The organism is Salinivibrio costicola subsp. alcaliphilus, assembly GCF_001996185.1.
Lineage (GTDB): Bacteria > Pseudomonadota > Gammaproteobacteria > Enterobacterales > Vibrionaceae > Salinivibrio > Salinivibrio costicola.
The window spans coordinates 24,122-45,567 of record NZ_MUFR01000028.1 but is presented as its reverse complement, the minus strand read 5'-3'; the positions used below and the strand labels follow the sequence as shown (position 1 = coordinate 45,567).

Annotated in this window: 17 protein-coding genes and 1 pseudogene; 11 read left to right on the top strand and 7 right to left on the bottom strand. The window is 49.0% G+C overall.

The window, feature by feature from the left end; all coding sequences use genetic code 11:
* The first annotated feature begins 103 nt into the window (after positions 1 to 103).
* The gene (locus BZJ21_RS10670) at positions 104 to 814 is read left to right on the top strand and encodes a sulfite exporter TauE/SafE family protein (protein ID WP_330359244.1); all 711 of its coding nucleotides are present in this window, start codon (positions 104 to 106) and stop codon (positions 812 to 814) included.
* A gap of 63 nt (positions 815 to 877) precedes the next feature.
* Here the strand turns inward: BZJ21_RS10670 and tyrP are convergent, their stop codons facing one another.
* Complete coding sequence (gene tyrP, locus BZJ21_RS10665; RefSeq protein ID WP_077669761.1) at positions 878 to 2,050, bottom strand: tyrosine transporter TyrP; 1,173 nt, start codon at positions 2,048 to 2,050, stop codon at positions 878 to 880.
* 225 nt (positions 2,051 to 2,275) lie between these two features.
* Here tyrP and BZJ21_RS10660 point away from each other — a divergent pair, with 225 nt between their 5' ends.
* Positions 2,276 to 3,529: a CinA family nicotinamide mononucleotide deamidase-related protein gene (locus BZJ21_RS10660; RefSeq protein ID WP_236719548.1), complete on the top strand. Its 1,254-nt coding sequence runs from the start codon at positions 2,276 to 2,278 to the stop codon at positions 3,527 to 3,529.
* Between the two features lie 47 nt (positions 3,530 to 3,576).
* Here the strand turns inward: BZJ21_RS10660 and yfaE are convergent, their stop codons facing one another.
* The 5 genes from yfaE to ubiG form a co-directional block, all read right to left on the bottom strand.
* Positions 3,577 to 3,867 carry a class I ribonucleotide reductase maintenance protein YfaE gene (gene yfaE, locus BZJ21_RS10655; protein WP_021022400.1) on the bottom strand — a complete coding sequence of 97 codons (291 nt, stop codon included), beginning with the start codon at positions 3,865 to 3,867 and terminating at the stop codon, positions 3,577 to 3,579.
* A complete protein-coding gene (nrdB, locus tag BZJ21_RS10650) occupies positions 3,864 to 4,997 on the bottom strand; it encodes a class Ia ribonucleoside-diphosphate reductase subunit beta (protein WP_021022399.1) in 1,134 nt (377 codons plus the stop codon). Before nrdB ends, yfaE begins: the two co-directional genes overlap by 4 nt.
* Positions 4,998 to 5,050: 53 nt before the next feature.
* A complete protein-coding gene (gene nrdA / locus BZJ21_RS10645) occupies positions 5,051 to 7,339 on the bottom strand; it encodes a class 1a ribonucleoside-diphosphate reductase subunit alpha (RefSeq protein ID WP_077460203.1) in 2,289 nt (762 codons plus the stop codon).
* Between the two features lie 395 nt (positions 7,340 to 7,734).
* Complete coding sequence (gene gph / locus BZJ21_RS10640; protein ID WP_077669760.1) at positions 7,735 to 8,391, bottom strand: phosphoglycolate phosphatase; 657 nt, start codon at positions 8,389 to 8,391, stop codon at positions 7,735 to 7,737.
* 25 nt (positions 8,392 to 8,416) lie between these two features.
* The gene (gene ubiG / locus BZJ21_RS10635; protein WP_021022396.1) at positions 8,417 to 9,127 is read right to left on the bottom strand and encodes a bifunctional 2-polyprenyl-6-hydroxyphenol methylase/3-demethylubiquinol 3-O-methyltransferase UbiG; all 711 of its coding nucleotides are present in this window, start codon (positions 9,125 to 9,127) and stop codon (positions 8,417 to 8,419) included.
* Between the two features lie 310 nt (positions 9,128 to 9,437).
* Here ubiG and gyrA point away from each other — a divergent pair, with 310 nt between their 5' ends.
* The 9 genes from gyrA to pyrF all read left to right on the top strand — a co-directional run bounded on the left by gyrA (position 9,438) and on the right by pyrF (position 20,488).
* Complete coding sequence (gene gyrA / locus BZJ21_RS10630; protein WP_077460205.1) at positions 9,438 to 12,116, top strand: DNA topoisomerase (ATP-hydrolyzing) subunit A; 2,679 nt, start codon at positions 9,438 to 9,440, stop codon at positions 12,114 to 12,116.
* A gap of 264 nt (positions 12,117 to 12,380) precedes the next feature.
* Complete coding sequence (serC, locus tag BZJ21_RS10625) at positions 12,381 to 13,463, top strand: 3-phosphoserine/phosphohydroxythreonine transaminase (RefSeq protein ID WP_077669759.1); 1,083 nt, start codon at positions 12,381 to 12,383, stop codon at positions 13,461 to 13,463.
* Between the two features lie 158 nt (positions 13,464 to 13,621).
* Complete coding sequence (gene aroA, locus BZJ21_RS10620; RefSeq protein ID WP_077646068.1) at positions 13,622 to 14,905, top strand: 3-phosphoshikimate 1-carboxyvinyltransferase; 1,284 nt, start codon at positions 13,622 to 13,624, stop codon at positions 14,903 to 14,905.
* Positions 14,906 to 15,127: 222 nt separating this feature from the next.
* Positions 15,128 to 15,811: a (d)CMP kinase gene (cmk, locus tag BZJ21_RS10615; protein WP_077460208.1), complete on the top strand. Its 684-nt coding sequence runs from the start codon at positions 15,128 to 15,130 to the stop codon at positions 15,809 to 15,811.
* 103 nt (positions 15,812 to 15,914) lie between these two features.
* The gene (rpsA, locus tag BZJ21_RS10610; protein ID WP_021022391.1) at positions 15,915 to 17,585 is read left to right on the top strand and encodes a 30S ribosomal protein S1; all 1,671 of its coding nucleotides are present in this window, start codon (positions 15,915 to 15,917) and stop codon (positions 17,583 to 17,585) included.
* 72 nt (positions 17,586 to 17,657) lie between these two features.
* Positions 17,658 to 17,942 (top strand): integration host factor subunit beta, encoded by a 285-nt coding sequence (ihfB, locus tag BZJ21_RS10605; protein ID WP_021022390.1) that lies wholly within the window; start codon positions 17,658 to 17,660, stop codon positions 17,940 to 17,942.
* Positions 17,943 to 18,241: 299 nt separating this feature from the next.
* Positions 18,242 to 18,529, top strand: a complete 288-nt coding sequence (locus BZJ21_RS10600) for a LapA family protein (protein ID WP_021022389.1) — start codon at positions 18,242 to 18,244, stop codon at positions 18,527 to 18,529.
* Between the two features lie 3 nt (positions 18,530 to 18,532).
* Positions 18,533 to 19,702 (top strand): lipopolysaccharide assembly protein LapB, encoded by a 1,170-nt coding sequence (gene lapB, locus BZJ21_RS10595; RefSeq protein ID WP_021022388.1) that lies wholly within the window; start codon positions 18,533 to 18,535, stop codon positions 19,700 to 19,702.
* Between the two features lie 87 nt (positions 19,703 to 19,789).
* Positions 19,790 to 20,488 carry an orotidine-5'-phosphate decarboxylase gene (gene pyrF, locus BZJ21_RS10590; protein ID WP_077669758.1) on the top strand — a complete coding sequence of 233 codons (699 nt, stop codon included), beginning with the start codon at positions 19,790 to 19,792 and terminating at the stop codon, positions 20,486 to 20,488.
* A 174-nt stretch (positions 20,489 to 20,662) separates the two neighbouring features.
* Here pyrF and BZJ21_RS10585 read toward each other — a convergent pair.
* Positions 20,663 to 21,364: pseudogene (locus BZJ21_RS10585) on the bottom strand (peptide ABC transporter ATP-binding protein); the annotation flags it as partial.
* Between the last annotated feature and the right edge of the window lie 82 nt (positions 21,365 to 21,446).

Genomic DNA, 21,446 nt, shown 5'->3' with positions numbered 1-21,446 from the left:
TTACTGTGACTCTTCCTGAGATCGCAGGGTCTTTGACGTCTCGTATTAACGATAACTTTCAGATGTTCAATCATGCATCTTCAAGTTAATTGGGTATATTGGTGTGTCGATTGCGGTGGCTCTGATCTTAGGGTTAGGATGCTTTGTGCAGAGTTTGATTGGCTTTGGAATGGCGATCGTAGCGGCGCCACTTTTATTGATGATTGATCCGAAATTGGTACCAACGACAATTTCGATGGTGGGGCTGACATTAGCCAGTATTAACGCTTGGCAATATCGTCATCAGTTGTCTTTTCGTGATTTGAGTTGGGCGTACTTCGGCCGAGTGCCAGGCACCGCGGTTGCGGGCGGGATCATGTTGGTAGTCACAACACAAATGCTTGAAATTATTATAGGTGCTGCCGTCTTGCTCGCTGTGTTTGCCAGTGTGATGCGCTTTAATATTGCCCCCAACCGGCGTAACTTTTTTATCGCTGGGTTTACGTCGGGAGTCATGGGAACAACGACCAGTATCGGTGGTCCACCGATGGCGCTTGTGTTACAGCATGCAGAGGTGAATAAAATGCGCGCCTGTTTGGCAGGCTACTTTGTTGTGAGCTGCATTTTGTCTTTAATCGCCTTGAGCGCGACCGATTATCTAACCTGGTGGCATGTCAAACAAGCGGCATTTGCTGTTCCTGCCGTATTGCTGGCGACCTGGTTGGCTTACCGTATTGCGCCACGTGTTAAACCGCAATTTGTTCGCCGAGCGATGCTAATACTCTGTACATTGGCGGGGATAAGTACATTGGCGCGCGGACTTATCGGTGCTTAAAGGTCGCACCCCATCAGCGTGGGGTGCGACCGATGGTGTGAATCAAGGTCGGCCCTCGGTGTGTTATCCGATAAATTGCGCCGCGACAACCGTGATACCGCCGACCATTGCCAGGCTCAATCCAAGATTACCGCCAATGACTTGATAGTGCTCGTCAGTTGAGACCGTCTGGCGTGCCTTACGCACCATCAAAACCGGGAGTACCACGGCAAGAATGACGAGTGCGATCGCGGCGTATCCTAACGCTGTGATAAAACCCTGCGGATAATACAGCGCAAAGACCAACGGTGGGAGGTAGGTAATAGCCGCTGTTTGTAAGCGCCCACGCACGCTATCTTGGCGGTTAAAGCTGTCGGAGATAAAGTCAAACAAGCCTAAACTGACGCCGAGAAAAGACGTAGCTAGTGCTAAATCGGCGAACAGTGAGATGCTTGAAGCGATATAGTCTTGTTGAACCACTGATTGGATAATTGCCACAAACTGGGACAGTTCACCGTTTTGTACCAAGGTAGACTGTGCCACCGTCCCGAGGCTGGCTACTTGCCAAAAGATATACAAGGCCAACGGAAGGGTAGAGCCAATAATCATGACCTTTCTTAGCGAAGGTAAGTCGATCCCGACGTATCGCACAATAGAAGGAATACTGCCGTGGAAGCCAAAAGACGTGAAAATGACCGGTAACGCGGCAACCAGCAAACCTCGTTCAACGGGCATTTCGACTAAGTTGATGCTAGAGACATGAGGCGTCAGTAGGGTTAAGGCCAAGATTAAGAATAATAACTTAATGGTGAATAACCCGCGGTTAATTAAATCCACTTTACTGGTGCCCAATGTCACCACAAGACCGAAAACCAGCGTAAATAAAACGGCGCCTGCCGCAGGTGGTAGCTCAATGGCCGACCATTGCGCTAGCTTTTCATTTAATTGGCTGCCCCCACCTGCAATATATGCGGCACAAAGTGAGTAGAATAAAAAGAGCATCGCAAACGACGCCAGCCATTTTCCTTTATTCCCCAAAAACTGTTTCGCTAAACTGTGCAATGTCGCGTCGGCCTCTGCGAACTGATGCACTTCTAACATCAGTAAGGCGGTATAGGTCATTAAGGCCCACATCGCACCCATGAGTGCCATCGATGCGCCAAACCCGATGCCGGCAGAGGCAAGAGGCAACGCCAGCATACCGGCGCCAATGGTTGTGCCCGCAATAATGAGCGAACTTCCGAGTACTTTATTCATATTATGTTTAACCAATGTTAATAAATAGTTAATTGTTGTGTTCGCACAAAAGATAACCTGAATTTATTCGTATTGTGCATCGTCTAGACAGATAAAAAAACGGCTTTGTGTAATGTTACAGGTACGGTGTTGTAAAATAAAGTGTACGACAAGGGTGGGGTAGTGCATTGTGCCGTCTAATGTCATAATCAAGGTCGGATGATCGCGACAACAAGGAGCGGCAAGGTGGACAAACAACAACATGAAACCCCATTGCCACGGATCGCAATGCTCTCGACAGGTGAAGAGGTATTGCTGGGTGATATTACCGATACCAACGCCGCTTGGCTTTCAAGAGTATTATTTGAAAACGGGCTGGCGATGTCTCGTCGTGTGACTATCGGCGATGAACTTGATGATATGGCGATTGAGCTTGTACGCCTGTCACAAACGGAAGAGGTCGTGATCGTAAATGGCGGATTAGGACCGACCACGGATGATTTAACCACGGCGGCCATGGCTGCTGCGATGGGGGTAGAGTTAACCCTCAATGAAGCGTGGTTAGACGAGTTAAAACAGCGGTTTGAGCGTCGAGGCCGGCCGATGGCCCAAAGTAACCTCAAGCAGGCGATGCTGCCAGAAGGCGCAAGGTTAATTGATAACCCCAAAGGCACTGCTTGTGGCTTTCACTGTGAGCTCAACGGGTGTCACTTTTACTTTACGCCCGGAGTGCCTTCTGAGTTTTTCTCAATGGTTGAACAGCAAATTCTTCCTGAGTTGTTACATAATTACCCAGCCAAAGCGCGATCGTGTTACCGTTTATTTACATTTGGGCTGTCAGAGTCGGGGATAAGCGATGTGATGGCATCGTTAGTGCTTCCCAATAGTGCAACACTCGGGTATCGCTCCAGCTTGCCGTTTATTGAAGTTAAGTTGTTCATCGAAGCGGATCATGTTGAAAAAGATGCGGTTCTGGACGCGTTACGGCATCGTCTTGCGGACTATGTCGTGTCCTTTTCTGAGCCGATGACGGCGGCATTGGCTGCGGATATCAATCATCACGGTGTGGTGTTAAAAGTTGCGGAACAATTCACTGGTGGTTGGCTGGCGAGCACTTTAAACGGTCAGGCGGCACATCTGGTTGAGCAGGGGTGGGTAATGTCGAATGCGCATGTGCCAGAGCAAGCGGTCGCTAATCCCTTAGCCGCGTCATTAGCGATGGCAAGTGCGACGACGTCGCCAGGACAGCGTCAAATCGGACTTGCCTGCGGACCTGAGCTTCACGGCCAGATATGTGTGGCGATTTCTACCCCAGAAGGTGAATGGGGGCAGCGGCTTAGTTTTAAGCGACACCTTTCAAATGACGATGCACGTTGTTATATGGCGACGGTCTTATTAGACATGCTACGGCGTTATCTTAGTGGTGAAGCCGTTATTGCGGATTATGCATCCTTAACTCGCCACGACGACATTTTTATCGATGCACAGACGCTGGCGTAGAGAAGGTTACAGAAAAGAAGAACACGCCACGAGGCGGTGACTGTCGGTCACGCCTCGTTCACTTGTTTTTTAATGCATGCCGGTTGGTAGTCAAAGACAATTGAGACGTTAGTTTGTGGGGCACTTTGGCAGGCAAGGATTTCCCCGGGCATCACGAAAGCCATGGCATCGTGTTGAGTGACCGAACCTTGATTAAGTTTACAGCGACACGCACCACACAGACCACTTCGGCACTGATATTCAGGCTGAATGCCAGCATTTTCGAGCTGTTCAAGCAAGTTTTGGTGGGTGTTGCCACCCACCTCCACGCCATTCACGTCGATAGTGATACGGGTCATAGTTCAAAATCACCGAAGTCTTCAACGCTGACTTCATTGTCAATCTGTCCCACCAAGTAGGAGCTAATCTCCGCTTCTTGTGGGGCAACTTGCACGTTATCCGATGACAACCATGCATTAATCCAAGGAATGGGGTTTTGGGTTGCATCGTCGTACGCGGGGGCGAGGCCAACAGCGGACATACGCAGGTTGGTAATGTATTCCACGTATTGACACAAGATGTCTTTGTTCAACCCAATCATGGAGCCATCACGGAATAGATACTCGGCCCAATCCTTCTCTTGCTCGGCGGCTTTTTTAAACAGATCAAAGCATTCTTGCTCGCATTCTTTTGCGATCTCAGCCATTTCAGGATCGTCCTGACCGCTCCGCAGAATATTGAGCATATGTTGTGTGCCGGTCAGGTGCAGCGCTTCGTCACGCGCGATAAATTTAATGATCTTGGCGTTACCTTCCATTAATTCGCGCTCAGCAAACGCAAACGAACAGGCAAAGCTGACGTAGAAGCGAATCGCTTCAAGTGCATTCACTGACATTAAACACAAATACAACTGACGTTTTAGGGCACGCAAACTCACGGTGACGGTATGACCGTTAATGGTGTGTGTGCCTTCACCAAGCTGATGATAGTAGTTGCTTAGTTGAATAAGATCGTCGTAATACTGCGCAATATCTTCGGCGCGCTTTTGAATGTGTTCATTCATCACAATGTCGTCAAAGACAACCGCTGGATCAGCGACAATATTACGAATGATATGCGTGTAAGAGCGCGAATGAATGGTTTCTGAGAAACTCCACGTTTCAATCCAGGTCTCTAGCTCCGGAATGGAAACCAATGGAAGCAGTGCCACATTTGGGCTACGACCTTGGATAGAATCCAATAATGTTTGATACTTCAAGTTACTGATGAAAATATGCTTTTCATGTTCAGGTAGCTTGTTGTAGTCAATACGGTCGCTTGATACATCGACTTCTTCTGGGCGCCAAAAGAAAGACAGCTGCTTTTCGATCAGCTTTTCAAAAATCTCATATTTTTGCTGGTCATAACGGGCAACGTTGACCGATTGGCCCAAGAACATCGGTTCTTTAAGCGGATCGTTGTTAATTTTAGAAAACGTACTGTAAGCCATGAATCTTATTAACCTCTAGAAAAGGGCCCGGGTGGGGCCCTTCGCATATTGTGTTAGATCTTACATGCACCGCCGGCACAATCATCATCGGCAGCTTGTGCCGCGCTTGAGTCGGATTGACCGTCCGTCGCGCCATCACGGGTGTTGTGATAATACAGGGTTTTTACCCCTAATTTATAAGCTGTGAGCAGATCTTTAAGCAGTTGGTTCATAGGAACTTTACCGCTTGCATGTCGGCTCGGATCATAATTGGTGTTGGCAGAAATCGCTTGGTCAACGAATTTTTGCATGATACCCACTAACTGTAAGTAACCCTCATTGCTACCAATGTTCCAGAGTAGTTCGTAGTTATTTTTATATTTATCATACTCCGGTACCACCTGCTTCAAGATGCCATCTTTTGATGCTTTGACCGAGACAAAACCACGCGGTGGCTCAATGCCATTGGTGGCATTTGAGATTTGCGAAGACGTCTCAGACGGCATCAGCGCTGTCAGGGTCGAGTTACGCAAACCATGGGTTTGAATATCCTTACGTAGGGTTTCCCAATCCAGATGAAGCGGTTCGTCGCAAATCGCGTCTAAATCTTTTTTATACGTATCAATAGGGAGAATGCCCTGTGCATAGGTGGTTTCATTAAAGGCTGGACACGCGCCTTTCTCTTTCGCCAGCTCTACCGATGCACGCAATAAGTGGTATTGGATGGCTTCAAAGGTACGATGCGTGAGGCCATTCGCACTGCCATCCGAATAACGCACGCCATGTTTAGCCAGGTGGTATGCGAAGTTAATGACACCCACACCGAGCGTACGACGGTTCATGGTCGCTTTACGTGCGGCGGGCAATGGATAGTCTTGGTAATCCAACAACGCATCCAGTGCACGAATGGTCAATTCAGCTAGCTCACCCAACTCATCGAGTGATTCAAGCGCACCCAGGTTAAAGGCCGAGAGGGTACACAGTGCAATTTCACCGTTCTCGTCTTCAACATTATTCAGTGGCTTAGTGGGGAGGGCAATCTCCAGACACAGGTTCGACTGACGAATCGGCGCAACAGATGGATCAAACGGGCTATGCGTATTGCAATGGTCCACATTTTGAATGTAAATACGGCCTGTTGACGCACGCTCTTGCATCATCAGTGAGAACAAATCCACGGCTTTAACGGTTTCACGCTGGATTGATTCATCTGCTTCGTACTGGGTATACAGACGCTCAAATTCTTCTTGGTTTTCAAAGAATGCGTCATAGAGCCCTGGCACATCTGATGGTGAGAACAACGAGATGTTGCCACCTTTAAGCAAACGGGTGTACATCAGCTTGTTAATTTGTACCCCGTAGTCCATATGGCGGACACGGTTCTCTTCGACGCCTCGGTTATTCTTCAATACCAGTAGCGATTCAACTTCACGGTGCCACATCGGGTAGAACAAAGTCGCTGCACCACCACGTACGCCACCTTGTGAGCAACATTTCACCGCGGTTTGGAAATACTTATAAAAAGGGATACAGCCGGTGTGGAAAGCTTCACCGCCACGAATAGGGCTACCCAGTGCACGAATGCGGCCTGCGTTAATGCCAATCCCTGCGCGCTGTGACACGTAGCGAACAATGGCACTGGACGTCGCATTGATTGAATCCAAGCTGTCGTCACACTCAATCAGCACGCAAGAGCTAAACTGGCGTGTTGGTGTCCGTACGCCTGACATAATCGGCGTTGGCAGCGAAATTTTAAACTGCGACGCGGCATTGTAGAAGCGGCGAATATAGTCAAGACGCGTTTCTTTGGGATAAGAGGCAAACAAACAGGCAGCGACCATCATGTACAAGAACTGCGCGCTCTCGTAAATCTCACCGGTGACACGGTTTTGTACCAGGTATTTACCTTCCAGCTGTTTGACGGCCGCATACGAGAAATTCATATCACGCCAGTGATCGAGATAGCCATCCAGGGTCTCGAGCTCTTCGAGGCTGTAGTCTTCCAAAATGTGTTTATCGTATTTGCCTTTCTCAACCATGCCTTTTACATGATCAACCAGCTTAGGTGGCTCGAATTGGCCATAGGCTTTTTTACGTAAATGGAAGACAGCCAAACGCGCAGCGAGATATTGATAATCCGGGCTTTCTTCAGAGATAAGGTCGGCAGCGGCTTTGATGATTGTCTCGTGGATATCTTCAGTGCGCATGCCATCGTAAAACTGGATGTGAGAGCGCATCTCAACCAGAGAAACGGAAACGTTTGAGAGGCCTTCGGCAGCCCAAGTCACAACGCGATGGATTTTGTCGAGGTTTAAGTTTTCTTTGCGTCCATCACGCTTTAATACGGTAATTTCTTGGTTCATTTGTATGCTTTCCCAATATTTCCTTGCCAAACTGCTCTTTTTGCAAGTTCTTATAAAATGCTGATGATTTTTTGGTCGGCCTCTATGCGGACGTTGCGTCGTTCATACACTATATATAGGGGTCGGCGTGTAAGTCGGTTACAAGATAGTGATATAGGCGCACTTTTGCAAGCCAATCTGACGGCCTTAGGGTGTGGATATCTTGGGGATGTTATCCTTAAAGTTAGTAACTACCAACCTACTGGCTCAAGGCCGCCAAGATTAATGAAAATTTCAATCACTGAAAGGCAAAAATTAGCAATAAAAAAAATTTATTTTGGTTGATCTTAGTCATGATCAGTGATCGGTTTTAACTGATTGAAAAGTCAGCAAACCCCACAAAATGTGGGGTGTGACTAGGATCCAAGAAAGGCGCTAAGCTGTGTTGGTGTGGTAAAAATATGATCTGCTTCCCAATTGCGAATTAGCGCCGGATCACCCACATATCCCCAGCCAGCAACAATCGACTTCATATTCGCTGCATGAGCCGCCCGAGTATCATTTTCGATATCTCCGACGTAGAAGCAGCACTCTGGCGCACAATCAAGCGTTTTGGCCGCTTCTAAAAGAGGTAATGGATGTGGCTTAGCGTGCGCATAAGTATCGGCACCCACAATCACTTGTGCCGCTTGCAGACGCGGAAAGTGGTCGAGTAACTGATGAGTGAGCCCTTCAGGCTTATTGGTCACAATGCCCCAACGCATCGCTAAATGCGTCAACTTATCCAGCAGTGCATCAATACCTGGATACACCTGCGTCCCTTGGCAAATCGCTTGGCCATAATGATAAAGAAAGCGCGCACGTAAGGCGATAGGATCTTGATGTTTTGCTTGCTCGCCAAATCCGGCCGTGAGCAGCCCTCGCGCCCCAAAACTGGTGTGGGTGTATATTTGCTCCGCGGTCAAAGGCGGCAGGTCAAATTCGGCTAAAACACGATTCGCAGCTTCACCCATATCGGGCGCAGTATCGAGCAGGGTGCCATCAAGATCAAAGAGGATGGTCGACGGAGTCATGCCAGCTTGCTTCCTTTTCAGTCGGTTAGGGGGCCTGAGTATGAACGAGATAATTCACATCGACATTGGTATTCGACAGCTTATAGGTGTCGAAAAACGGATTATAGTGCAACCCAGTCATATCTTGGGCATTAAGCGAGGTGTTATCAATCATTGTCATCAGCTCTGAGGGCCGAATAAATTTATGATGCTCGTGGGTGCCTTTCGGGACTAACTTCAGAATGTGCTCGGCACCGACAATCGCAAATAGCCAGGATTTTGTATTGCGATTTAAGGTTGAGAAAAAGACATGGCCACCCGGTTTAACCATTTGGGCACAGGCGTGAATGACAGAGGCGGGCTCAGGGACATGCTCTAGCATCTCCATACATGTCACTACATCGTATTGCTGGACAAAGCTACTGGCGTGTTCTTCGGCTGTTGATTGGATGTATTGAACATCGACGCCCGCTTCAAGCGCGTGGAGTCGGGCAACGGTGAGTGGCTCTTTACCCATATCTAAGCCGGTGACGTCGGCGCCTTCTTGCGCCATGCTTTCTGCAAGGATCCCGCCACCGCAGCCGACATCGAGCACCTTCTTACCAAATAGTCCACCGGCTTTGGCCATCACATAGTCAAGACGCAGAGGATTGATTTGGTGTAGAGGCTTAAACTCACCCTCTAAATCCCACCAACGTGATGCCATGTCTTCAAACTTTTGAATTTCTGCCGGATCGACATTTGATACCTGAGTCATAACTACAGCTTCCTTATCGGTTTTGCTGCATTATAGCGAAATCCAACACGATAAAAAGAAGCCTATCTATCAGCGCGACGTGATACATCAGGCCAGCGCGCTCAGACACCTTGTGGGCTTATATTCTTAAAAATGCATAGCCAGATACGGAAGTGGTGGGTTTTTATCCGTATAGACGCATTCAGAGCGTCTACTAACGAGATCCGTGATACATCTTGGCCATATTCACGTGTCTCGTAGAAGGCTTTGTGTTATTCTCCGTAGTCACGTATTTGAATACGCAAACATTATTTTGAGGGATGTTGGCTCCATGAGCGATCTTGCTAAAGAGATCACGCCAGTCAATATCGAAGAGGAGCTGAAAAGCTCATACCTCGACTATGCAATGTCCGTCATTGTTGGCCGAGCTCTTCCTGACGTGCGTGATGGCCTAAAGCCAGTACACCGCCGCGTATTATTCGCGATGAACGTACTAGGCAACGACTGGAACAAGCCATATAAGAAATCGGCCCGTGTGGTCGGTGATGTGATCGGTAAGTATCACCCACACGGTGATAGTGCGGTTTACGACACCATTGTGCGAATGGCGCAGTCATTCTCGCTACGCTACAGGTTGGTAGATGGTCAAGGTAACTTCGGTTCTATTGACGGCGATTCTGCGGCGGCGATGCGTTACACCGAAGTGCGCATGGCAAAAATTGCCCATGAACTGCTCGCCGATCTTGATAAAGAAACCGTGGATTATGTGCCAAACTACGATGGCACCGAACAAATCCCGGATGTGTTGCCAACACGCGTACCTAACCTGCTCGTCAACGGTGGGTCAGGCATTGCGGTCGGGATGGCAACCAACATCCCACCTCACAACTTAACCGAAGTGGTTAATGGTTGTCTGGCTTACATCGATAACGAAGATATTACCATCGACGAGTTGATGGACTACATCCCAGGCCCTGACTTTCCAACCGCGGCAATGATCAATGGCCGTAAAGGGATTGAAGACGCTTACAAAACGGGCCGTGGTAAAGTTTACTTACGTGCCAAAGCGGATATCGAAACAGAAAAAAATGGTAAAGAGACCATCGTTGTTAACGAGATCCCTTACCAAGTCAACAAAGCGCGTTTGATTGAAAAAATCGCCGAGTTGGTAAAAGACAAAAAAATCGATGGTATTTCTGCACTGCGTGATGAGTCGGATAAAGACGGCATGCGGATTGTCATCGAATGTCGCCGCGATGCGGTTGCGGAAGTGGTTCTAAACAACCTCTACGCGCAAACGCAATTGCAGACATCGTTCGGTATCAACATGGTGGCGCTGGACAACAACCAGCCGAAGCTTTTCAATTTGAAAGAAATGTTGAAATGCTTTGTCAATCACCGCCGCGAAGTGGTTACACGTCGAACGGTTTACGAATTACGTAAAGCACGCGATCGTGCCCATATCCTGGAAGGGCTCGCGGTCGCGCTTGCCAACATCGATGAAGTGATTGAACTGATTCGTCAAGCACCAACACCTGCTGTTGCCAAGCAAGAGTTACAAGACCAAGGTTGGAAACTCGGTGGCGTATCGGCAATGCTTGAAGCGGTTGGGGGCGAAAATGCCCGTCCAGAGTGGCTCGCGGCAGAATTTGGTGCCCGCAACGATGGGTCTTACTATCTCACTGAGCAACAAGCGCAAGCGATCTTGGATCTGCGTTTGCACAAGCTTACTGGGCTTGAGCACGAAAAGATCTTAGACGAGTACAAAGGGCTTCTAGAGCAAATCGCGGAGCTATTACACATCTTAGCGAGCACTGAGCGCTTGATGGAGGTCATCCGTGAAGAGCTGGAAGCGGTGCGTGATAGCTATGGTGATAAGCGTCTAACTGAGATCACTGCGGCAAGTGCCGACATTGATATCGAAGATCTGATCAACCAAGAAGATGTGGTAGTGACGTGGTCACACGACGGGTACGTCAAGTACCAAGCGTTGAGTGACTATGACGCGCAACGTCGTGGTGGTAAAGGCAAATCGGCGACGCGCATGAAAGATGAAGACTTCATCGAGCGTCTATTGGTGGCAAATACCCACGACACCATCTTATGCTTCTCCACCCGTGGCCGCATGTACTGGCTGAAAGTTTATCAATTGCCGCATGCGTCACGTAATGCCCGTGGTAAGCCGATTGTTAACTTACTCCCGCTTGAAGACGGTGAGCGAATTACCGCTATTCTACCGGTGCGTGAGTACGAGGAAGACAAGTATGTCTTTATGGCAACCGCACACGGCACGGTGAAGAAAACGCCGTTGACTGACTTTAGTCGTCCACGTAGCGCCGGTATTATTGCGGTGAACTTACGTGACAACGATAGCCTGATTGGCGCGCAGCTCACCGACGATAGCAGCGAAGTCATGTTGTTCTCGCAATTCGGTAAAGTCGTGCGGTTTGTCGCTTCAAATGACACCGTGCGTGCAATGGGTCGTACCGCTGCAGGGGTGCGAGGTATTCGATTGGCCGAGAATGACCAAGTTGTCTCGCTGATTATCCCGCAAGCCGGCGCTGAGATCCTAACCGTCACCGAAAATGGCTTTGGTAAACGTACCGCTTTGGATGAATATCCGACCAAGAGTCGTGCAACCAAAGGGGTGGTATCGATCAAAGTCTCCGAGCGTAACGGTGATGTCGTGAGTGCCATTCAGGTGTGTGAAGGCGACGAGCTGATGATGATCACCAATGCGGGCACACTGGTACGTACTCGCGCCGAAGAAGTGAGCCAAGTGGGTCGAAATACCCAAGGTGTTCGCCTGATCCGCGTCAGCGATGACGAGAAAGTAGTTGGCCTACAGCGCATTGAAGAGCCTGATGAAGAAGAAATGGAAGCGCTGGCGAATGAAGCTGCTGCGACCCATAAATCAGAGGGTGTCGACACGTCGGACGAGGATGTTTCACCTACGGTGAATGATGATCAAGACGACGCGCCAGCGCCGGATGAGGATTCAAACACCTAATCGTGACTCGGTGTAAGATTAAAAAGGGTGCAGTGAACTGCGCCCTTTTTTATTGCCTATTGATTGGGTAGCGCTAAAAATATCCAGGCGTGCCAAGAAATCAGGGTGGAATGTGCCTTGGTGCTTTCAAAATGTGCGTGAAACGTGTTAAATCAATCACACGCCTTTTAAAACGAACGGCTTAAAACGTCTTTTTAAAACAACGAGTATTCTTGCCGTCCAACGGACGCGGGAGATGACAAAAAGCAGGAGCCCCTCCCCAACATGGATAACGTCTATAACTTCTCAGCTGGCCCGGCGATGCTGCCGCGTGAGGTCATGCTTAAAGCCCAAAAAGAATTCATGAACTGGCAAGGCCTTGGCACGTCAGTAATGGAAGTTTCGCATCGCAGTGAGGCATTTTTATCTTTAGCTCGCCAGTCTGAGCAGGATCTGCGAGAACTGCTGGTTATTCCAGAGAATTATCACATTCTATTTTGCCAAGGTGGCGCACGTGCGCAATTTGCCGCAGTACCCATGAACCTCATGGGCAACCATACCATTGCTGATTACGTTGATGGTGGTTATTGGGCCGAGAGTGCCGTCAAAGAAGCAAAGCGCTATTGCACACCGAATGTGATTAACGTTCGACGCGAGCGTGACGGTAAGCGAGCTATCTCGCCAGCCAAAGATTGGTTGCTCAGTAGTGACGCTGCGTATGTGCATTTTTGCCCGAATGAAACCATTGATGGCATTGAAATTAACGATCTGCCCGACACCCATAAGCCGATTGTCGCCGACATGTCATCGACCATTTTGTCACGTCCGATCGACGTGTCTCGATATGGTGTTATTTATGCGGGTGCACAGAAGAATATTGGCCCTGCTGGACTCACACTGGTTATCGTGCGTGATGACTTACTGGGCTTGGCAAAAGATGTATTGCCAAGTGTGCTCAATTACAAAGTATTGGCCGATAAAGACTCCATGTTTAACACACCACCGACCTTTGGCTGGTATCTTGCGGCTGAAGTGTTTAAGTGGTTAAAACAACAAGGTGGTATTGAAGCGGTGTACGCGCGTAACCAACAAAAAGCGGCGTTGCTATACGATGCCATAGACCAGTCAAGCTTGTACCGGAACCAGATTCATCCTGACAACCGATCATTGATGAATGTGCCGTTTCAACTGGCCAATAGTGAGCTGGATGAAACCTTCCTCGCGGAAGCGACAGCGCAAGGCCTACATGCACTCAAAGGCCACCGTGACGTGGGTGGGATGCGAGCGTCTATTTATAACGCGATGCCACTAGAAGGGGTGCAAGCCCTCGTGGACTTTATGCATGAGTTTGAGAAAATGCACGGCTGATTCACTGTGTCCAGGTAAGATTTATCGAAAAAGACCGCTTTTGTCGTGAAAGCGGTCTTTTTATTTCCCTTCTCGACACTTTGATAAAAATAATAATTGTGAGACCGCTTGTATTTTGGTTACTCTGGGGACACTAAGCATCACGGATATAAACCAGAATGGAGCAACTGACACTTTCCCCCATCTCTCATGTTAATGGTCAAATTAACCTACCTGGCTCGAAAAGCGTGTCTAATCGCGCCTTGCTGCTCGCCGCGTTAGCGTCAGGCACCACACGATTGACCAACCTACTCGATAGTGATGACATTCGGCATATGCTTAATGCATTTACCGCGTTAGGTGTGTCGTATCAACTGTCTTCGGATCGCACCGAATGTGTGGTAGAAGGGCTGGGACAAGCTTTTCAGGTCGACACCCCGCTTGAGCTATTTTTGGGCAATGCCGGCACAGCGATGCGGCCTTTAACTGCGGCACTGTGCCTGGGTAAAGGCGAGGTGACCTTGACTGGCGAACCAAGAATGAAAGAACGCCCGATTGGTCACTTGGTCGACGCGCTCAATGCGATCGGCGCTGATGTCCGTTATCTCGAGGCCGAAGGTTACCCGCCATTGCGCATCAAAGGTACAGGGTTAGCTGGCGGTGATGTCAACATCGATGGCAGTATCTCCAGCCAATTTCTGACCGCGCTGCTGATGGCTGCTCCGTTTGCGCGCCAAGAAACGCGTATTACTATCAAAGGCGATTTAGTCTCTAAGCCTTACATTGATATTACCCTTGCTATCATGGCGCAATTTGGTGTCGAGGTGCAAAACGACAACTATCAGCGCTTTGTCGTGCCGGCTGGTCAGCACTATCGCTCGCCTGGGCATTTTATGGTTGAAGGCGATGCATCGTCTGCCTCTTATTTTCTTGCGGCCGCGGCAATCAAAGGCGGTGAAGTTAAGGTCACAGGCATTGGACGGAAAAGTGTACAAGGTGATATCCAGTTTGCCGATGCGCTAGCCGCAATGGGCGCGGACATAGAGTGGGGCGACGATTACGTGTTAGCGCGCCGCAATACGCTACAAGGCGTGGATATGGATTTTAACCATATCCCCGATGCCGCGATGACCATTGGTGTCGCTGCGTTATTTGCAAACGGACCGACGCGCATTCGTAACGTGTATAATTGGCGAGTCAAAGAAACCGATCGACTTTATGCCATGGCAACGGAGTTGAAAAAACTCGGCGCCGTGGTCGAAGAAGGTGACGATTATCTGTATGTTGAGCCACCTAAGCAACTTAAGCATGCGGCAATCGACACGTATGACGATCATCGCATGGCGATGTGTTTTTCGCTGGTGGCACTCAGTGATACGCCCGTTACCATCAATGACCCGGGTTGCACCTCAAAAACCTTTCCTGATTACTTCGACAAGCTAGCGGCGATCAGCGCTGACTGATGATAAAGCGTGAGGGTTTTTTATTGCTGCTGATATTGAGTCAGCAGCAATGATTTCCTTGTCCATTTCTTCTATAATGTGCACCGAATTATACAACCGCCCGTTTTCGTTAAAGCGTGATGCAAGCAAAAGCCTGATGCGACTAACAAGCATCATGTGACTAACAAGCCTGATGCGACAAAACGGGCGCGTTGAGCGATCGAGACCAACGTGGAGAGATTTATGCCGATACAGGCGCCTGTCATTACAGTAGATGGACCAAGCGGTGCAGGAAAAGGAACCCTATGTATGCGACTGGCTGAAAAGCTCGGTTGGCACCTGCTCGACTCAGGAGCTATCTATCGGGTACTGGCTCTCGCAGCGATTCATCATGACGTTGATACCGAATCTGAAGAAGCACTGGTGCCACTGGCCGCCAACTTAGACGTGCAGTTTTTGGCCGAAGGAGACTTGGTGAAAGTGATCCTGGAAGGCGAAGATGTGTCCGGGACCTTGCGGACCGAGCAGGTAGGCAACCAAGCCTCAAAAGTGGCTGCGTTACCCCGGGTTCGTGAAGCATTATTACGCCGCCAGCGCGCCTTTGTTGGTGAGCCGGGGTTGATTGCTGACGGACGTGATATGGGAACGGTCGTGTTCCCGAAAGCGGCGGCTAAAATCTTTTTGGATGCCAGTGCAGAAGAACGCGCGCGTCGCCGTCAGCACCAGTTGCAAGGTAAAGGGGTTAATGTTACCTTTGAGCAACTTTTAAGTGAAATTCAAGAGCGTGATGATCGCGATCGCAACCGAGCGGTGGCACCATTGCGCCCTGCGTCTGACGCCTTAGAGCTAGATTCGACCTCGTTATCGATTGACGAGGTGATCGAGCAGGCGTTAGCGTTTATTGAAAGCAAATTATCGGCTGCATAAGCAGTCTATAACCGTTAGCTGCAAGGATGATAGCTGACATATTTTACAACCCCATGCGGTAGGATACCCGTGGACGTTTATCAAATTGAAGATTTTAAATATAATGACTGAATCTTTTGCTCAACTCTTTGAAGAGTCTCTAAAAGAAATCGAAACTCGCCCAGGTTCTATTGTTAAGGGTACTGTTGTTGCTATCGAGAACGGTTTCGTTCTGGTTGACGCAGGCCTGAAATCTGAATCGTCCATTCCGGCTGACCAATTCAAGAACGCTGCTGGCGAACTTGAAATTGAAGTAGGCGGTGAAGTCGATGTAGCCCTGGACGCAGTGGAAGATGGTTTCGGTGAAACTCAGCTTTCTCGTGAGAAAGCTAAGCGTCACGAAGCTTGGATCCAGCTAGAAAAAGCGTACGAAGAAGCTGAAACCGTTAACGGTGTTATTAACGGTAAAGTGAAAGGTGGTTTCACCGTAGAACTGAACGGCATCCGTGCGTTCCTACCGGGTTCACTGGTTGACGTTCGTCCAGTACGTGACACTTCTCACCTGGAAGGCAAAGAGCTCGAGTTCAAAGTAATCAAGCTTGACCAGAAGCGCAACAACGTTGTTGTTTCTCGTCGTGCGGTTATCGAGTCAGAAAACAGCGTTGAGCGTGACGAGCTGCTAGCTTCTCTGCAAGAAGGCATGGAAGTTAAAGGTATCGTTAAGAACCTGACTGACTACGGTGCGTTCGTTGATCTGGGCGGCGTTGATGGCCTGCTTCACATCACTGATATGGCGTGGAAGCGCGTTAAGCACCCATCAGAAATCGTTAATGTTGGTGACGAAATCAACGTTAAAGTTCTGAAGTTTGATCGTGAGCGTACTCGTGTATCACTTGGTCTGAAACAACTGGGTGAAGATCCATGGGTAGCCATTGCTAACCGTTACCCAGAAGGTCACAAGCTGACTGGTCGCGTAACCAACCTAACTGACTACGGCTGCTTCGTTGAAATCGAAGAAGGCGTTGAAGGTCTGGTACACGTGTCTGAAATGGACTGGACCAACAAAAACATCCACCCATCTAAAGTGGTTAACGTGGGTGACGAAGTTGAAGTTATGGTTCTGGACATCGACGAAGAGCGTCGTCGTATCAGCCTAGGTCTGAAACAGTGTAAAGCCAACCCATGGCAGCAATTCGCTGAAACTCAGAACAAAGGCGACCGCGTTACTGGTAAGATCAAGTCAATCACTGACTTCGGTATCTTCATCGGTCTAGACGGCGGCATCGACGGTTTGGTTCACTTGTCTGACATTTCTTGGAACGCAACGGGCGAAGAAGCCGTTCGCGAATACAAGAAAGGCGACGAGATCTCAGCAGTGGTTCTTCAGGTTGACGCAGAGCGTGAGCGCATCTCACTCGGCATCAAGCAGATGGAAGAAGACCCATTCAATAACTACCTGGCAGCCAACAAAAAAGGTGCTATCGTTAATGGTACGGTAACTGCTGTTGACGCGAAAGGCGCAACGGTTGAGCTAGCAGAAGGTGTTGAAGGTTATCTGCGTGCTTCTGAAGCATCGCGTGACCGTGTTGAAGACGCGACGCAAGTGCTTTCAGTTGGCGACAGTGTTGAAGCGAAGTTCACCGGTGTTGACCGTAAGAACCGCGTTCTTAACCTGTCTGTCCGTCTGAAAGACGAAGCTGACGAGCAAGAAGCAGTAGCGAGCCTGAACAAAACCGAAGAAGGTTCTATCGGCAACGCTATGGCTGACGCGTTTAAAGCAGCGAAAAGCGAATAATGTATATGTTGAGGGGGAAATTTTCCCCCTCTGCACTTATACTGTTGAGAAACATACTAAAGCGGGGTGTTTATGACCAAATCTGAGTTGATTGAAAGACTCTGTAGTCAACAAACCCATCTATCTGCGAAGCAGGTAGAGGATGCCATCAAGGAAATCCTTGAGCATATGGCAAGCACACTAGAAAGCGGTGATCGTATCGAAATCCGTGGTTTTGGTAGTTTCTCACTACATTATCGCGCGCCTCGTGTGGGGCGTAATCCTAAAACAGGCGAAAAGGTCGAGTTAGACGGCAAGTACGTCCCTCACTTTAAACCTGGTAAGGAACTTCGTGATCGCGTTAACATTTATGGTTAATCGATAGACGCTGAAAAAAACGGCATGCTGCAAGTATGCCGTTTTTTTATGTCCGCTGATCATAGCTTGCGTGACGAATTTCCTGCATAATCATACCTCCTGTGTAAGATCTTATACCTACGACGACACGTTGTTATTCGGATTAACCTTAGCCTGAATAAAGCGTAAGCTAGGGGAAGGGTAACGACGACGTTTGGTATTGAAATCAAGCGTCAATGTTCACAATGGCAGGTGCCTCGCACTTTGTCTATCTACCATAACTGATCGGGCATTCGGCCTTTCGCAATGAGGGAATACTTGTGAAAATACTCGGCATTCTGTTTCTGGTATTATGCTTTTTGATCGCCTTGGCGCTAGGAGCGCAAAACCAAGCTGTGGTCAATTTTAACTATTTAATCGCTCAGGGTGAGTTTCGTTTATCCGTCATCTTGGGTATTGTCTTTGTCATCGGGTTTGGCATTGGCTGGCTCGTTTGCGGCGCACTATATCTCAAAGCCCGAATGACGGCTCGAGGACTACGTAAACAGGTGGAAAAGCAACGCAAAGAACTTGATAAGTTGCGTACGGACCCGCTTAAGGAACAATAATTCATGCTAGAGCTGTTGTTTCTGTTACTCCCGATTGCCGCCGGTTACGGCTGGTACATGGGTAACAGGAATGCTCGTCATCGACGGCAAGAACAGTCCCATCATTTGTCTCGCCAATATGTGGCGGGGCTCAATTTGCTGCTGTCTGAGCAATCAGATAAAGCGGTCGACTTATTTATCGAGCTTTTGCAGGTCGATAACGAAACCATTGATACTCACCTGGCGTTGGGCAACCTTTTTCGCTCTCGGGGTGAAGTCGACCGGGCAATCCGAATTCATCAAAACCTAATCGCTCGGCCCAATCTCACCTTAGATCAGCGCAACCTCGCGATGCAGCAGCTGGCTAAAGATTATATGGTTGCCGGCTTTTTTGATCGCGCCGAGAAAATCTTTGCAGAGCTGGTTGATGAGCCCGATTATCGCGAATTTGCCCTGCAGCAATTACTTGCCATTTCGCAACAAACGCGAGAATGGGAGCAAGCAATCGATACCGCAGCGAAGCTGGTCAAAATGGGCAAACATAAGCTGCGTAAAGATATCGCACATTTCCACTGTGAGCTTGCGATGCAGCAACTCGCTGAGGGTGATGAGCACAAGGCACGGCAATTGTTACGTCGTGCTTTGTCTTACGATAAAAGCTGTGTCCGAGCGAGCTTAAAATTGGCAAGACTCGACATTCAGCATGAAGATTACAAAGGGGCGCTCAAACAGCTCGAGAACATCTTAGAGCAGGATGCTGATTTTGTCAGTGAAGCGCTACCTTTGCTTGCAGAAAGCTATCGCGCCTTGGGACGAGAGATGCAGTTGGTGCGTTTTTTAAAAGAATGTATTGAAAAGAATGCAGGCGTCAGCGCCGAGCTAATGCTCTCTGAAGTGATTGGCAGCAACGAGAATATCGCCATGGCGCAGAGTTTTCTTACGCGCCAACTTACGCGTAATCCGACCATGCGCGGCTTTTATAAGTTAATGGAATACCATGTTGAGCAAGCCGAGGAAGGGCGAGCAAAAGCAAGCTTAAACACCTTAAAAGGCTTGGTCGCTGAACAAATGAAAGTGAAGCCTCATTACCGATGTCGTAAATGTGGTTTTTCCACGCATGCGCTTTATTGGCAATGCCCATCTTGCAAAAGCTGGGGCGCTATCAAGCCAATTCGAGGGCTTGATGGGGAGTAATGGCGATGCTTAGGCATCGCCGTTTTTTTATCGGTTAGTGCGGCATTATGCCGTTTATAAGCATTCAACGAGGAACGAGGAAACAACATGCACGACCCAAAAGTCATCGTGGCACTTGATTATGCAGATATGAACCAAGCGTTAGCCTTTGCGGATAAAATCGAGCCAGGTTCATGCCGTTTAAAAGTGGGCAAGGAAATGTTTACCTTGTTTGGCCCGGCGCTTGTCAAACAGCTTCATGCAGGCGGACACGACGTCTTTCTCGACCTCAAGTTTCATGATATCCCCAATACCTGTGCCCGTGCTGTAGCGGCTGCGGCAGAGCTAGGCGTGTGGATGGTCAATGTGCATGCATCAGGAGGCGAGCGCATGATGAGTGCAGCACGCGAGGCGCTTGAACCATATGGAGGCAACCGCCCATTGCTTATCGGTGTCACCGTGTTGACCAGCATGACGGATGCGGATTTACGCCAAAGTGGGGTACAACGCTCACCACAAGCGCAGGTGCAGCATCTTGCCAAGCTGACGCAACAGTCGGGTTTGGATGGTGTGGTGTGTTCAGCACAAGAAGCCAGTTTGCTTAAAGCGCAGTGTGGTGACACCTTTAAGTTGGTGACTCCAGGGATCCGTCCGGCTGGCAGTGCCGCAGGCGATCAGCGCCGAATTATGACGCCAGAAGAAGCGGTAAATGCAGGTTCGAATTACCTTGTCATTGGTCGACCTGTCACCCAAGCTGCCGATCCAGCCGCTGTGTTACATACGATTAATCAATCCCTACGCACTTGATATGCCAGCTATCTAAGTCTTACCAGAGAAGGCACTAACAGAGAAGGCACTAACAGATAACGCACTAACAGATAAAGCACCAACAGAGAAAGCATTCAAAGAGAAAGCATTAACAGAGAAGCATCAAGCAAGGAAAGCATGAGCGGCGGACAGAGCCGGCCGCTCATGCCTGTATTACGGTCGTGCACCTGAGGATTTGCGAGAGCGCCTGTCTAATACCGGAGCGGTAAAGTGGCTATCGATAAGCCTTTGGGTGAGGCTATGCTGTGGGTTAGCAAACAGTGAGGCGGTATCGCCCGATTCAACCACTTCGCCTTTTTGCATCACCATCAACTTATCCGTCACATGTTTAATCACGCCCATGTGTTGCGACACATAGACATAAGATAACCCCATTTCTTCTTGTAGCTCGAGCAGCAGGTTGATGATCTGCGATCGCATTGACATATCCAAGCCATTTAATGCTTCATCTGCAACAATCACACTGGGTTGCAAAATTAACGCCCTTGCAAGCGAAACACGTTGCTTTTGACCGGTAGCAAGCATTTGCGGATAAAAATAAGCGTGCTCCGGGATTAGCCCGACCCGTAATAAGGTGTCTTTAATCCGTTTCCCACGCTCTTGGGGTGTCATATTGGTATTTCGACGTAAAGGCCCTTCCAATATTTGTCCAATTTGGTTGCGTGGGTTCAGCGAGGTATTCGGGTCTTGAAAGATCATCCGTATGAGCTTGCAGCGTGTTTGATAATCTTTATAGCGGAGCGGATCGCCATTAACGCGGATTTGTCCCGCGGTCGGTTCAATCACGCCAGCAATCATTCGTGCTAAGGTTGACTTACCTGAGCCATTTTCCCCGACAAATGCAATTGTCTCGCCGACATCCAATGAAAAGGACACCGGCTTCACCGCATGGGTGACGCGCTTTTTTAGCCAACCAGACCGGTGATGATAGTCTTTC

Coding starts and splice junctions, on each gene's coding strand:
- nrdB (WP_021022399.1), bottom strand. CDS start 4,997: ATGGCTTACAGTACGTTTTCTAAAATTAACAACGATCCGCTTAAAGAA.
- cmk (WP_077460208.1), top strand. CDS start 15,128: ATGCCGATACAGGCGCCTGTCATTACAGTAGATGGACCAAGCGGTGCA.
- nrdA (WP_077460203.1), bottom strand. CDS start 7,339: ATGAACCAAGAAATTACCGTATTAAAGCGTGATGGACGCAAAGAAAAC.
- rpsA (WP_021022391.1), top strand. CDS start 15,915: ATGACTGAATCTTTTGCTCAACTCTTTGAAGAGTCTCTAAAAGAAATC.
- gph (WP_077669760.1), bottom strand. CDS start 8,391: ATGACTCCGTCGACCATCCTCTTTGATCTTGATGGCACCCTGCTCGAT.
- pyrF (WP_077669758.1), top strand. CDS start 19,790: ATGCACGACCCAAAAGTCATCGTGGCACTTGATTATGCAGATATGAAC.
- ubiG (WP_021022396.1), bottom strand. CDS start 9,127: ATGACTCAGGTATCAAATGTCGATCCGGCAGAAATTCAAAAGTTTGAA.
- serC (WP_077669759.1), top strand. CDS start 12,381: ATGGATAACGTCTATAACTTCTCAGCTGGCCCGGCGATGCTGCCGCGT.
- yfaE (WP_021022400.1), bottom strand. CDS start 3,867: ATGACCCGTATCACTATCGACGTGAATGGCGTGGAGGTGGGTGGCAAC.
- lapB (WP_021022388.1), top strand. CDS start 18,533: ATGCTAGAGCTGTTGTTTCTGTTACTCCCGATTGCCGCCGGTTACGGC.
- ihfB (WP_021022390.1), top strand. CDS start 17,658: ATGACCAAATCTGAGTTGATTGAAAGACTCTGTAGTCAACAAACCCAT.
- tyrP (WP_077669761.1), bottom strand. CDS start 2,050: ATGAATAAAGTACTCGGAAGTTCGCTCATTATTGCGGGCACAACCATT.
- aroA (WP_077646068.1), top strand. CDS start 13,622: ATGGAGCAACTGACACTTTCCCCCATCTCTCATGTTAATGGTCAAATT.
- gyrA (WP_077460205.1), top strand. CDS start 9,438: ATGAGCGATCTTGCTAAAGAGATCACGCCAGTCAATATCGAAGAGGAG.